Source organism: Streptomyces sp. MB09-02B (assembly GCF_033794485.1).
GTDB lineage: Bacteria > Actinomycetota > Actinomycetes > Streptomycetales > Streptomycetaceae > Streptomyces.
The window spans coordinates 1-13,582 of sequence record NZ_JARGEE010000247.1 but is presented as its reverse complement, the minus strand read 5'-3'; the positions used below and the strand labels follow the sequence as shown (position 1 = coordinate 13,582).

Annotated in this window: 11 protein-coding genes; 6 read left to right on the top strand and 5 right to left on the bottom strand. The window is 72.9% G+C overall.

Annotated features, from left to right (window positions below):
- The 3 genes from P1P70_RS28705 to P1P70_RS28695 all read right to left on the bottom strand — a co-directional run.
- Positions 1 to 569, bottom strand: a 569-nt coding sequence (locus tag P1P70_RS28705; RefSeq protein WP_319242770.1) for a biotin/lipoyl-containing protein, incomplete at its 3' end; no start/stop codon positions are given.
- 61 nt (positions 570 to 630) lie between these two features.
- Positions 631 to 2,019, bottom strand: a complete 1,389-nt coding sequence (gene lpdA / locus P1P70_RS28700) for a dihydrolipoyl dehydrogenase (protein WP_319242768.1) — start codon at positions 2,017 to 2,019, stop codon at positions 631 to 633.
- A gap of 291 nt (positions 2,020 to 2,310) precedes the next feature.
- Positions 2,311 to 3,858 carry a leucyl aminopeptidase gene (locus tag P1P70_RS28695; RefSeq protein WP_319242766.1) on the bottom strand — a complete coding sequence of 516 codons (1,548 nt, stop codon included), beginning with the start codon at positions 3,856 to 3,858 and terminating at the stop codon, positions 2,311 to 2,313.
- Between the two features lie 491 nt (positions 3,859 to 4,349).
- On the opposite strand from P1P70_RS28695, the gene P1P70_RS28690 reads away from it, so the two are divergent.
- The 5 genes from P1P70_RS28690 to P1P70_RS28670 all read left to right on the top strand — a co-directional run bounded on the left by P1P70_RS28690 (position 4,350) and on the right by P1P70_RS28670 (position 11,056).
- Positions 4,350 to 6,383 (top strand): hypothetical protein, encoded by a 2,034-nt coding sequence (locus P1P70_RS28690; protein WP_319242764.1) that lies wholly within the window; start codon positions 4,350 to 4,352, stop codon positions 6,381 to 6,383.
- A 145-nt stretch (positions 6,384 to 6,528) separates the two neighbouring features.
- Positions 6,529 to 8,052 carry a GT4 family glycosyltransferase PelF gene (gene pelF, locus P1P70_RS28685; protein ID WP_319242762.1) on the top strand — a complete coding sequence of 508 codons (1,524 nt, stop codon included), beginning with the start codon at positions 6,529 to 6,531 and terminating at the stop codon, positions 8,050 to 8,052.
- 228 nt (positions 8,053 to 8,280) lie between these two features.
- Positions 8,281 to 9,540: a hypothetical protein gene (locus P1P70_RS28680; RefSeq protein WP_319242760.1), complete on the top strand. Its 1,260-nt coding sequence runs from the start codon at positions 8,281 to 8,283 to the stop codon at positions 9,538 to 9,540.
- Complete coding sequence (locus P1P70_RS28675) at positions 9,537 to 10,250, top strand: spherulation-specific family 4 protein (RefSeq protein ID WP_319242758.1); 714 nt, start codon at positions 9,537 to 9,539, stop codon at positions 10,248 to 10,250. The genes P1P70_RS28680 and P1P70_RS28675 overlap by 4 nt, the downstream gene beginning before the upstream one ends.
- Positions 10,247 to 11,056 carry an endo alpha-1,4 polygalactosaminidase gene (locus P1P70_RS28670; protein WP_319242756.1) on the top strand — a complete coding sequence of 270 codons (810 nt, stop codon included), beginning with the start codon at positions 10,247 to 10,249 and terminating at the stop codon, positions 11,054 to 11,056. The genes P1P70_RS28675 and P1P70_RS28670 overlap by 4 nt, the downstream gene beginning before the upstream one ends.
- Positions 11,057 to 11,077: 21 nt before the next feature.
- On the opposite strand, the gene P1P70_RS28665 is transcribed toward P1P70_RS28670, so the two are convergent.
- Complete coding sequence (locus P1P70_RS28665) at positions 11,078 to 11,887, bottom strand: adenosylcobinamide-GDP ribazoletransferase (RefSeq protein WP_319242754.1); 810 nt, start codon at positions 11,885 to 11,887, stop codon at positions 11,078 to 11,080.
- A 70-nt stretch (positions 11,888 to 11,957) separates the two neighbouring features.
- Between P1P70_RS28665 and P1P70_RS28660 the strand changes: the two genes are divergently transcribed.
- Positions 11,958 to 12,713, top strand: a complete 756-nt coding sequence (locus P1P70_RS28660) for a hypothetical protein (protein WP_319242752.1) — start codon at positions 11,958 to 11,960, stop codon at positions 12,711 to 12,713.
- Here P1P70_RS28660 and P1P70_RS28655 read toward each other — a convergent pair.
- Positions 12,665 to 13,369 (bottom strand): hypothetical protein, encoded by a 705-nt coding sequence (locus P1P70_RS28655; RefSeq protein WP_319242750.1) that lies wholly within the window; start codon positions 13,367 to 13,369, stop codon positions 12,665 to 12,667. The genes P1P70_RS28660 and P1P70_RS28655 overlap by 49 nt on opposite strands.
- Positions 13,370 to 13,582 lie beyond the last annotated feature (213 nt).

Sequence of the window (13,582 nt, the reverse complement as noted above, 5' to 3'; positions counted from 1 at the left end):
GGAGCAGCCGGGGCCGGGGCAGCGGCGGCGGGCGCCGGTGCCGGAGCGGCCGGAGCTGCCGCCGGGGCCGGGGCGGCCGCCGGAGCGGCACCCGGGGCGCCGATGACGGCCAGCTTGGCGCCGACCTCGGCCGTCTCGTCCTCGGCGACCGTGATCTCCAGCAGCACACCGGAGGTGGGCGCCGGGATCTCGGTGTCGACCTTGTCCGTGGAGACCTCGAGCAGCGGCTCGTCGGCCTCGACGGAGTCGCCGACCTCCTTCAGCCAGCGGGTGACGGTGCCCTCGGTGACGGACTCGCCGAGGCGGCCACCGGCGGCGGCGGGCGCGCCCGTGCCGTCGTCGATCAGGGCCAGCTCGGCGCCGACCTCGACCGTCTCGTCCTCGGCGACCTTGATGGAGGCCAGGACGCCCGCGACGGGGGAGGGGATCTCGGTGTCGACCTTGTCGGTCGAGACCTCGAGCAGCGGCTCGTCGGCCTCTACGCGCTCACCCTCGGCCTTCAGCCAGCGGGTGACAGTGCCCTCGGTGACGCTCTCGCCGAGCGCCGGAAGGGTTACGGAAACCGCCATGGTTTCTGTTGCTCCTTAACGATTGCGGAAGTCTGGATCGTCGCTTCGTCGACCGAGGGGGTCAGTCGTGCGAGTGCAGCGGCTTGCCCGCGAGGGCCAGGTGGGCCTCGCCGAGCGCCTCGCTCTGCGTCGGGTGGGCGTGGATCAGCTGGGCGACCTCGGCGGGGAGGGCTTCCCAGTTGTAGATCAGCTGGGCCTCGCCCACCTGCTCGCCCATGCGGTCGCCGACCATGTGGACGCCGACCACGGCACCGTCCTTGACCTGGACGAGCTTGATCTCGCCCGAGGTGTTGAGGATCTTGCTCTTGCCGTTGCCCGCGAGGTTGTACTTCAGAGCGACGACCTTGTCCGCGCCGTAGATCTCCTTGGCCTTGGCCTCGGTGATGCCCACGGAGGCGACCTCGGGGTGGCAGTACGTCACCCGGGGGACACCGTCGTAGTCGATCGGAACGGTCTTCAGGCCGGCCAGACGCTCCGCCACCAGGATGCCCTCGGCGAAGCCGACGTGCGCGAGCTGGAGCGTCGGGACCAGGTCACCGACGGCGGAGACGGTCGGGACGTTGGTGCGCATGTACTCGTCGACCAGGACGTAGCCGCGGTCCATCGCGACGCCCTGCTCCTCGTAGCCGAGACCGGCGGAGACGGGGCCACGGCCGACGGCCACCAGCAGCAGCTCGGCCTCGAACTCCTTGCCGTCGGCGAGGGTGACCTTGACACCGTCCTGGGTGTACTCGGCCTTCGAGAAGAAGGTGCCCAGGTTGAACTTGATGCCGCGCTTGCGGAACGCGCGCTCGAGAAGCTTGGAGGAGTTCTCGTCCTCGAGGGGCGCCAGGTGCTTCAGGCCCTCGATGATCGTGATGTCCGTACCGAAGGACTTCCAGGCGGAGGCGAACTCGACGCCGATGACACCGCCGCCGAGGACGATCGCCGACTTCGGGACCCGGTCCAGGACGAGGGCGTGGTCCGAGGAGATGATGCGGTTGCCGTCGATCTCCAGGCCCGGCAGCGACTTCGGCACGGAGCCGGTCGCCAGCAGGACGTGACGGCCCTGGACGCGCTGGCCGTTCACATCGACGGAGGTCGGGGAGGACAGACGGCCCTCACCCTCGATGTAGGTGACCTTGCGGGAGGCGACGAGACCCTGCAGACCCTTGTAGAGGCCGGAGATCACGCCGTCCTTGTACTTGTGCACCCCGGCGATGTCGATGCCCTCGAAGGTGGCCTTCACACCGAACTGCTCGCTCTCGCGGGCCTGGTCGGCGATCTCGCCCGCGTGGAGCAGGGCCTTCGTGGGAATGCATCCCCGGTGCAGGCAGGTGCCGCCGACCTTGTCCTTCTCGATCAGGGCGACGTCCAGGCCCAGCTGAGCCCCGCGCAGGGCCGCGGCGTAACCACCGCTACCACCGCCGAGGATCACTAGGTCGAAAACGGTGCTGGCGTCGTTCGCCACGTCACGTCCTCCATGCATGTGCGCCGTACGCCGGTCGTCCGAGACCCGCGCGGCGGCTGGTGTCCGGCCGCTCTTCTTCGGCCCTGTGGTGGGGGCCCTGTCCTGCCGAGCCCCATCTTCGCACTTGTCGCGGGCGAACGAGACGCCGGGCCGGGGTGTGAGACACCACACGCTCACTTGAGAAGGAGGGAGTGGGCAGCGCGCCCTTCAGGGGCGCGGGGAACCGCGCGACCAGCCCCCACGCCCCCGCACTCGCCGTACTGGCGACCGGACCGAGCTGCTAGGCGGACATCACCCCAGGTCGCCGGAGGCCGCCCGCTCGGCCAGCCGCACCAGCGTCCGCACCGCCGTCCCGGTCCCGCCCTTCGGCGTGTACCCGAAGGGCCCGCCCTCGTTGAACGCCGGCCCCGCGATGTCCAGGTGCGCCCAGGTGATCCCCTCGCCCACGAACTCCTTCAGGAACAGACCGGCGACCAGGCCACCGCCGTACCGCTCGCCCATGTTCGCGATGTCGGCGGTCGGCGAGTCCATGCCCTTGCGCAGGTGGTCCGGCAGCGGCATCGGCCACGCGGGTTCACCGGACTCCTCGGCGGCCTCGTGGACCGCGGAGCGGAACGCGTCGTCGTTGGCCATGATCCCGAACGTCCGGTTGCCCAGCGCCAGCATCATCGCGCCGGTCAGCGTCGCCACGTCGACGATCGCGTCCGGCTTGTCCTCGGACGCCTTGGCGAGCGCGTCGGCCAGCACCAGCCGGCCCTCGGCGTCGGTGTTGAGCACCTCCACCGTCTTGCCGCTGTACATGCGCAACACGTCACCCGGGCGGGTGGCGGAGCCGGACGGCATGTTCTCGGCGAGGGCGAGCCAGCCCGTGACGTTGACCTCCAGCTTGAGCCGGGCGGCGGCGACGACCGCGGCGAACACGGCGGCGGCACCGCTCATGTCGCACTTCATCGTCTCGTTGTGCCCGGCCGGCTTGAGCGAGATGCCGCCCGAGTCGTAGGTGATGCCCTTGCCGACGAACGCCAGGTGCTTCTTCGCCTTGGAGCTGGTGTACGACAGCTGCACCAGCCGGGGCGTGGCGGCGGAGCCCGCGCCGACGCCGAGGATGCCGCCGTAGCCGCCCTTGGCCAGCGCCTTCTCGTCGAGGACGGTCACCTTGATGCCGTGCTCCTTGGCCGCGGTCTGCGCGACGGCGGCGAAGGCCTCCGGGTCGAGGTCGTTCGGCGGGGTGTTGATGAGGTCGCGGGCGCGGTTCAGCTCCTCGGTCACCGCGATCGCGCGCTCGACGGCCGCCTTGTGGGCCTTGTCGCGGGGCTTGGCGCCGAGCAGGACGACATCGGCGAGCGGCCCCTTGCCGTTCTTCGCCTCGGCGGCGTTGCCCGAAGACGCCTGCCCCTTGTAGGCGTCGAAGGAGTACGCGCCGAGCAGCGCGCCCTCGGCGACGGCGCCCACGGCGTCGGCGTCGACGACGGGCAGCGCGAACGCGGCCTTCTTCGTGCCGGACAGGGCGCGGGCCGCGGCACCGGCCGCGCGGCGCAGCGTCTCCGCGTCGAACGTGCCGTCCTTCTCGGGCACCGCGCCCAGGCCCACCGCCACCACGAGCGGCGCCTTGAAGCCGGACGGCGCGGGCAGCTTGGTCACCTCGCCCTCGGCGCCCGCGGCGCCGAGGGTCTGCAGGAGGCCGGCCAGCTTGCCGTCGTACGCCTTGTCCACGGCCTCGGCACCCGGCGCTACGACCAGGTCCCCGGACCGGGATGCGGGGCCCTTCGCGACACCGACCACGAGCGCGTCGACCCGGAGGCCCGACGCGGCGGCGGTGCTGAGAGTGAGAGCAGTCACGGTGGTGAAATCTCGCTTCCGATTGAGTTTCGGTGGCCGAACGGATGGGTCGACGTGCCGATGACGAGCCTAGGCCCTTGTTCGGCCCATCGGACCTGGGGTGTCGGCCGGTTGCGCCGCGCCGTCCGCATGGCGTCCGCTGCGAACCAGCCTCCCCGACTTTGCGTTCCCGACGTGCAGGGTGATCCCCATGGCTGAGGCATAGGGGGAACCCTTGTCGCCGCTCCGGGGCCGCGCGTCCCTCGTCCTCGCGCGTGGGGCCGACGATCTCCGCGCGTAGCGCCGACCATCGATTTCGATCACTCCTGCGGACGTTCACCCCTATGTGGCTTCATGGTCATTTTCGTGCCCTGATGGGGTCTGACCTGGGTGAGACTCGTCCCGCCGGTGAGTGATCAACTCATCTCATCGGTCTGCATCGTTTCCACAGCTTCCCCTCGGTGCGGCCGTTCAGTCCGGCCCCGGGGGAACTTCTTGGGGGAAGGGCGAACATGGCGCACAGCGTGGCCGGATGGAGAGGTACCGCCGCCGTCGTGGCGACGACGAGTCTGCTGGTGACCGGTCTGGGCATACCGGGAGCGTCGGCCGCCGTCGCACCGCGCGTCGACCTGCGGGTGCTGGTGGTGGACAACGGCGACAGCCCCGTCCAGGCCGTCACCGCGGAGCTGAAGAGCACCGGCGTCCCGTACACCCGCGTGAACCTGGACGACGCGAACCGCCCGACCATCGACGCGGCCTTCCTGAGCGACACGGTCGGCGGCACCCCGCGCGCCCGGTACCAGGGCGTGGTCGTGCCCAACGAGGCCCCGTTCGGCCCGGGTTCGGCCGAGCAGACCGCGCTGGAGACGTACGAGCGGACGTTCGGGATCCCGCAGGTCGACGCCTACACCTGGGCCCACCCCGGGGTCGGGCTCGACTACACCAGCGAGGGCGGCTGGGCCGGCTCCCTCGACGGCCGCGAGGCCACGGTGACCGACGCCGGCCGGGCGGGCCGCTTCGGCTACCTCGACGGACAGTTCACCTTCGAGGACAACTCCCCTTCCACACAGGAGAGTTACGGCTTCGTCGCACGGCCCCGCGCCGGCTACACCAGCTACGTCGACCTCCCGGTGCCCGGGGGCGGCGGCCGGGGCAGCCTGGTCGGGGAGTACGCCCACGACGGGCGCCGTGAACTGGTCGTCACGTTCGCCTACAACCAGCACCAGCGGCAGTTCCGGGTACTGGCCCGGGGCATCGTCGAGTGGCTGACGGACGGAGTGCACCTCGGCCGGAGCCGGAACTACTTCGGCGTCCACATCGACGACGTCTTCGCGCCCGACAGCCGCTGGGACACCGAGAACAACTGCACGCCCGGCAGCTTCAACTGCGGCGACGGGGAGGGCACGCCGGCCGAGCCCATCCGGATGACCGCCGCCGACGCGGAGTACGCCAGGCAGTGGCAGCAGTCCAGCGGCTTCACCCTCGACATGGTCTACAACGGCGGCAGCGGCGAGGAGTGGAAGGAGGCGAACGGCGGCACGGACCCCCTCGCCGACCGGCTGGTCGCCGACCGGAACGCGTACCGCTGGATCAACCACACCTACACCCACCAGTACCTCGGCTGCCTCCAGGACACCTCGACCGTCCCGTGGAGCTGCGCGAAGAACGCGGACGGCAGCACCCGCTACCTGAGCCGCGCCGACATCGCCGCGCAGATCCGCGACAACCACGCCTGGGCGGTCGCGCGCGGACTGCCCGTGCGGCGCGACGAACTGGTGACGGGCGAGCACTCGGGCCTGAGGACACTGCCGCAGCAGCCGGACGACAACCCGAACCTCGCGGGCGCCCTCGCCGACAACGCTGTCAGGTGGATCGCCTCCGACAACTCCCGTGAACCGGCCCAGCGTCCGGTCGGCGCCGCGCTGACCGTGCCGCGCCACCCGATGAACGTCTACTACAACGTCGGTACGGCCGCGGAGATGGTCGACGAGTACAACTGGATCTACACCTCGGCCGCCGACGGCGGCAGCGGCGTCTGCGAGAACAACGCGACCTCCACCTGCCTGGCCGCCCCACTGGACCCGGCCACCGGGTACACGTCGCAGATCGTCCCGCAGGAGGTCCGCACGGCCCTGCTGCACGCCGTCGGCAACGACCCGCGACCGCACTACGCCCACCAGTCCAACCTGGCCGAGGAGCGGCTGCTCTACCCGGTCCTGGACCAAGTGCTCGCCGAATACCGGGCGCTCTTCGCCTCCGACACCCCGCTGGAGAACCCCCGGCACGGCGCGGTCGGCACCGAGCTGAAGCGCCGGGCCGCCTGGCAGACCGCGATCGCGAACGGCACGGTCACGGCGTACCGCATCGGCACGACGGTGACGGTGAAGGCGCCGTCGGGGGTCGAGATCCCGGTGACGGCACCAAAGGGGACCGCCACGCAACTCCCGCTCGGGACGACCACGTTCGGCACGCCGTACGCGGGCGCCCGCTCGGCCTGGACCACGCCGGCGGCACTCCAGTCAGCCGTGAAGCTCAAGTTGCCGTAGAGGGCCCCGAAAGGGGCGCGGGGCCGTATCCGACATGCGGCTCCGCAGCGGGGCGCGATCAACCCCCACCGACCCGCGGTCGGCGTCCGGGCCCGCAGTTCCCGCACATCATCCGCGTAACAGCAACAGGGGGAGCGGCGCAGCCATGCGCACCGGCAGTCACGTCACCATGCTCACCGAAGGCACCTATCCGCATGTCCACGGCGGCGTCAGCACCTGGTGCGACCAGCTCGTCAAGGGCATGCCCGACGTCGCGTTCCACCTCGTGTCGCTCACCGGAACCGGCCGCGAACCCGTGACCTGGGATCTGCCGCCGAACGTGTACCGGCACACCTCCGTACCGACCTGGGGCCCACGCCCCGGCCGCGCCCGCGCCCCGTACGGCGCGGCCCGCCGCCGCTTCACCGACTCCTACGAGCGGCTGCTGCTCTCCGTCCTCGACCCCGACGCACCCCGCGGCTTCGAGCAGGCCCTGTACGAGCTGGCCGAACTCGCCCGCGACGGACGCCTGTCGGCGGCCCTGCGCACCGAGTCCGCGCTCCGCTCGCTGATGTGGATCTGGACGATGCCCCACCTCCCGACGGCCGCTGCGCACCCCACGGTCCACGACGCGCTCACCGCGACCGACCTGCTGGAGCACTCCCTGCGGCCGCTCGGCGCCCGGATCCCCGAGGACTGTGTGGCCCACGCGGTCAGCGGCGGCCTCGCCACCCTGCCCGCGCTCGCCGCCCGCGAGCTGGACGGCGTACCGTTCCTCCTCACCGAGCACGGCATCTATCTGCGCGAGCGGTACCTCGGCCACCGCACCGCCGACCAGCGCTGGCCCGTGAAGGCCTTCATGCTCGGCTTCCACCGCGAGCTGACCAGGCTCGGCTATCGCGCCGCCGACCTCATCACCCCCTGCAACCGGTACAACCGCCGCTGGGAGGAGCGCGGCGGCGCCGACGCCGACCGGATCCGCACGGTCTACAACGGCGTCGACCCGGCCGCCTTCCCGCACGCCGGCCCCGAACCCGAGGTGCCCACCCTCACCTGGTGCGGACGCGTCGACCCCATCAAGGACCTGGAGACACTGCTGCACGCCTACGCCCTGGTCCGCGCCGAACTCCCCCGGACCAGGCTGCGGCTGTTCGGGCCCGTGCCGCCCGGCGGCGAGGAGTACCGCACCGAGCTGGAGAAACTCGCCGCCGAACTGGGCGTCACCGACGGCCTCACCTTCGAGGGCCGCATCAGCGAGGTGCGGCGGGCCTACGCCGCCGGGCACGTCGTGATGCTGTCCTCGATCTCGGAGGGCTTCCCGTACTCCCTCATCGAGGCCATGTCCTGCGGCCGTACGACCGTGTCGACCGATGTCGGAGGGGTCCGCGAGGCGGTCGGCGACACCGGGATCGTGGTGCCGCCCCGCGAGCCGGAGACCATGGCCGACGCCGTGCTCGCCCTCCTGCGCGACGACGAACGCCGCCGCCGGCTAGGGGAGTCGGCACGGCGGCGGGTGATCGACCGGTTCACCCTGCGCCGGTCCGTGGACGCCTTCCGCCTGATCTACCGGGAACTCGCGGGCCGGGACGACATCGCCTACGAGCCCGCGCCGGCCACGGTCGCCGACTGGACCGCCGAACTGCGCGACCCCTGGTACCGGACCGCCACGACGGACGGAACCGACCGATGAGCGGCCACCCGACCCCGCCCCCGGGCGCACGGCCGGCGCGGGCGGGGGACGGCGGGGATCCGGGCCGAGCCCGACCCCATCGACCGGCTGGCCGAGCGGCACCGGGAGTTCATCGCCGCCGCCGTCCACCCGGACGAGATCGCCGCCCTGCTGGAGTCCGACGGAATCTCGGACGACCGGACCCGCGCACGCTACGGCTGCCGCAACTCCTTCGCCCTCGCCGAGGAGTTGTACGAACGCGTCGAGCGCGCCCACCCCGAACCGGCCGGACCCGCGCCCGACCCCTGGCGCATCGGCCTGCTCGGCTGCCTCCTGCGAGGCGTCGTCTTCGCCCTGCCCGGCCTCGCCTACGTCCTCGGCGCGCCCCTTCTGGCCGGCCCGCGCGACGGCTCCGGCCTGCCGGCCGGTACGGTCCCGCTGCTGGCCGGCGCCCTGTGCGGCTGGATGTGGAACCAGGGACTCGCCCACCGGGCCTACTCCTGGCTCGCGTTGGGCGACCGCGACGCCTGCCGCCGCTCCCTGGCCCGCGGGGCCCCGGTGGGCGCCCTGCTCTGCACGACGGTCGCCTGCCTGGCGGCCGACGGCACCGACCCGGGCGCGGTGGCCTTCGCCACCGGCGAGGCCTGCTACCTGGGCGCCGCGACCGTCCTGCTCGTCCTCGGCCGAGAACGGGCCCTGCTGCACTGTCTGACGCCCATGACCGCGGGAGCGCTGTTCGCCCTGGTCCGGCCGGTGCCCGACTGGGCCGGGCTCACCCTGCTCACCGCCTCCCTGGTGGCGGTCGCGCTCCTCGCCGTCCACGAGGTGGCCCCCGCCCTGCGGGAGCCGGGCGCCCGAGAGCGCCGGCCCGGACTCGTCACCGTCCTCGGCGTGCCCGGCGGGGACCCCAGGCCGGGCCCGGCCGCGCCCCGGCTCTCCGCCTCCCTCCCGTACGCCGTCTTCGGCCTCGGCACCGGTGTGCTCGTGCTCCACGCGACACTCGGGGAGGTCATCGCCCACGGCGGCGGCACGGCCGCCGCACCCGCCGCCGTGGCCCTCACCCTCAGCATGGGCCCCGCCGAATGGCTCCTGTACCGCTTCCGCAGCGGAGGCCTCGCCGGACTGCGCTCCACCAGCACACCGGGCGCCTTCTGGCGGGCCGCCTCCGTGACCCTGGTCCAGTGCCTGGCCGGCTACCTCGCCACCCTGCTGGTCCTGGCCCACGCCACCGCCGCCCTCTGGCCGCGGGCCCCGGAGCTCGACGGCGTCCACCTCGCCGGCCTGCTCCTGCTGGGCGCGGTGCTCTGGACCGGCCTGCTGCTCCAGTCCTTCGGCGCGGTCCCGGGCGCCGCCACCGTCTGCTGCGCCGCGGCCGCCGCCCAGACCCTGGCCCTGGCCGCCCCTCCGGGCGACCAGCACGGGATCGGCCTGCTCGTGCACGGCGTCGCCGCCGCCCTCCAGGCGGGCCTGGTCTGCGGCCTGTTGGGAAGGGCGACGGCGCACCGATGACCGCACACGGAACAGCGCGCCCGGAGACGGCCCGGGCCACCGAACCCTCCCCGTCGTCCCTCCTGGTCCCCTACTACGAGCACCCCTTCGACCGCCCCGCCGAATGGGACGCCCTCGTCGAGGCCGCGCCCCGCCTCTACGGCGTCGTCCTCAACCCGGCGAACGGGCCGGGCGACGCCCCCGACCCGGCGTTCCTCCGGGTCGCGGGCCGGCTGCGGGCGGCCGGCGTACGGCTCCTCGGGTACGCCGACACCGGCTACGGCCGCAGACCCGTCACCGAGGTCGTACGGGAGCTGACCCGCTACCACGCCTGGTACGGCACCGACGGGACGTTCCTCGACCAAGTGGCCGCGGAACTGGGCGAGTTCGACCACTACCGGCGGCTCGCCGCGGCCGTCTGGGGCACCGGCCCCGCCGTGCTCGCCCTCAACCCCGGCGTCCCGCCGCACCCCGCGTACGCCCGGATCGCCGACCTCGTCGTCACCTTCGAGGGCAGCTGGGAGACGTACCGGGACCAGCCGCCCGAGCCCTGGCCCGGCGGCAGCGGCGGCCTCGGGGCACGGGTGTGCCATCTGGTGCACGGGGTGCCGCCGGGCACCGACGTGGCGGCGGTCGCCCGCGCCCGGGGGGCCTCCGTGCACTGCGCGGTGCCCGGCGTGGGGGATCATCCCTGGGGTACGTTGCCGCACGCCTTGGAGCCCCGACGATGAGCCGCGCCCTCGCCCGCAGCGCCCTGCTGCCCCTCCTCCTGCTGACGGCCGGGTGCACGGGCGCCCCCGACGACGAGCCGGGCACCGGACGCGGGACGGCCGAGGCCGCCCGCTGGCGACCGGAGCCGGGCACCGCGTGGCAGTGGCAGCTCAGCGGACGCCTGGACACCTCCGTCGACGTCCCCGTGTACGACATCGACGGCTTCGACCAGTCGGCCGACACGGTCTCCGACCTGCACGACGACGGCCGCAAGGTCATCTGCTACCTCTCCACCGGCGCCTGGGAGGACTGGCGCCCGGACGCCGGCGACTTCCCGAAGGCGGTGATAGGCAAGAGCAACGGCTGGGAGGGTGAGTACTGGCTCGACGTCCGCGCGACCGACGTCCTCGAACCCCTGATGGCCGCCCGTATCGACATGTGCGCGGAAAAGGGCTTCGACGCGGTCGAGCCCGACAACATGGACGGCTACCGCAACAAGACAGGCTTCCCCCTCACTGCCGCCGACCAGCTCCGCTACAACCGCCTCGTCGCCCGCCTCGCCCACGAACGGGGCCTGGCCGTCGGCTTGAAGAACGACCTCGACCAGATACCCGAACTCGTCGACGACTTCGACTTCGCGGTGAACGAACAGTGCGCCCAGTTCGAGGAGTGCGAGGACCTCACGCCGTTCATCGAGGCCGGCAAGGCCGTCTTCCACGTCGAGTACGAGATGGAGACGGGCGACTTCTGCCCCGAGGCCCGCCGTCTGGAGCTGAGCTCGCTGCTGAAGAAGTGGGAGCTGGGTGTGTGGCGCGAGGCCTGCTGACCCCTCCGGGGAGCGGGCTGCTCAGCCCAGGGTGAAGACCACCAGCGCCGCCGTCGCCGCCGTCTCCGCGAGACCGCCGAACACATCGCCGGTGACGCCCCCGAACCGCCGCAGGCAGTGGCGCAGGAGCAGCTCGGCGGCCCCACAGGCGAGGACCACCGCGAGGACCGTACGCCCGATGTCGTACGGCCCGGACAACGCCCCCGCGCCCGCCGCCGCGCACCCGGTCAGGGCGGCCGCCAGCAGCGCGCCGCGCACCGGCACGACCCCGGCCACCGCCGCCCCCAGTCCCTCCGGCCGGGCGGCGGGCACGCCCACCCGCGCGGCCAGGGTCAGGGCCAGCCGGGCGCTGGTCGCGCCGACCACCGCCGCGAGCGTGCCCAGCGCCCAGGACTCGCCGTACGCCTCGGTGAGCGCGGCGACCTGGGCCAGCAGGACGAGGACGAGGGTGACGACCCCGAACGGCCCGATGTCCGACTGCTTCATGATCCGCAGGGCATCCTCGGCGGGCCTGCCGCTGCCGAGGCCGTCGGCGGTGTCGGCGAGCCCGTCCAGGTGGAGGCCCCGGGTGAGGGAGGCCGGTACGGCGACGGAGGCCACGGCGGCGAGCAGCGGCCCGGCACCCAGGAGCAGCAGGAGACCGCCGAGCAGGGCCGCGCCCAGGCCGACGACCAGCCCGGCGACGGGCGCGCACAGCATCCCGACGCGCGCCGCCGCACGGTCCCAGCGGCGCACGGTCACCGGCAGCACGGTCAGGGTGCCGAAGGCGAAACGCAGGCCGTCGGCGAGCGTCGGACGGGACGCGACAGGGGGCTCGGGGGTCGTGGACACCGGCGCAGGCTACCCGGCGCGGGGGAGCGGCTCGGCGGCGCCCGGGGGCAGTACTGGATAAAGTTCGCATATGGGTCACTGGTGGGAGCAGAACATCATCGAGCCGGGCAAACTGCCGCTGCTGCTCGCACTCGCCGCGTTCGTCCTGACGTTCCTGATCACCCGCGTCGTCACCCGTCTCATCCGCGCGGGCAAGGGACCGTTCCGCAACATCAGCGGCAGCGGCGGCGTCCACATCCACCACGTCGTCCCCGGTGTCGTACTCACCGTCGCCGGGGGCTTCGGCGCGGTGGCCAGTGACGGGCACGGCTTCGGCGCGCTGATCTCCGCCGTGCTGTTCGGCATGGGCGCGGGTCTGGTGCTGGACGAGTTCGCGCTGATCCTGCACCTCGACGACGTGTACTGGAGCGAAGCCGGCCGCAAGAGCGTCGAGATGGTCGTGCTGACGGCCGCCCTGGTGGGACTGATGCTGGTCGGCTTCCTGCCCTTCGGCGTCAACGACCTCGACGAGGAGGAACTCCAGGACCGGGGAGCCGTCATGCTCACCATGGGGACCAACTTCCTCATCGCCCTGGTCGCCCTCGCCAAGGGCAAGGCCCGCACCGCGATCTTCGGCGTGATCATCCCGTTCGTCGCCGTCGTCGGCGCCATCCGGCTGGCCCGCCCCACCTCCGCCTGGGCCCGCCGCTTCTACCGCCGCAGACCGCGCGCCCGCGCCCGGGCCTGGAAGCGTTCCTACCGCCACGACCGCCGCTGGGCGGGCCCCGGCCGCCGCCTTCAGGACTGGATCGGCGGCGCCCCGGACGCGACCCCCGAGCGCCGCTGACGGACGGCCGTCGCCGCGCACACCACCAGCACCGCCGCGATGGCCGCCAGATGCTCCTTGCCCGCGAGGTTCTCCTTCACCAGCACCTCGACGACCATCGCCACGACCACCGCGCCCGCCGTGACGTACGCCCGGTACCGCCACCCCACGTACACGGCGAGCCCGACCACGGCCGCCGACGGTCCGGTGTCCACGACCCGCGCGTCCGACGCGGGCAGCCCCAGGAGGGGGACGTCCGGGCCGAGTGCGACGCCCAGGCGTGCGTAGAGCGTGCCGGCCAGCGTGGCCAGGTACGCGACGGTGAGGGTCCGCCGCCGGCCGAGGCAGATCTCCGCGATCCCGAACACGATCAGGATCTGCGTCAGCGCGCCCCACACCGGCAGGTCCAGCGCCGGGACGAAGAGGGAGAGCGGTGTCCGCGCCAACGCCGTCCAGAGCGGGTCCTCCGCCCGTACGGCCCCGGCGCCCTCCACGAACCGGTAGCCCCAGGGCTGCTGGTGCACGAGGTGGACGACGGCCGCGAGACAGACGGCGGCGACGGTCAGCGGCACCGCCCGCAGCCGTCGGCGGAGGAGGGGCGGGCACACGGTGGCGTACAGGGGCCCCCACTCGGCGCGGGCCCATCGTGCGGCCCTGCCGGTGTGCGTCTGGTTCATCCTCACGCCGTGCTCCGTGCGACTGCAGTGCCGGCGGTGCGGCCACCGCCATGTGCGAAGACGGAGTGGGGGACGGTGAAGTTGAGTGCCGCCTGGGTGATCCCGATCTCTCCGGGTTTCTGGGGTTCGTTCGCACGAGAGCTCGGGGGGTCGGTGCGTCGGCGGGTGCGGGGAACTGCGCGAGAAGCCCCCCACCCGCAACCGACAAAGAAC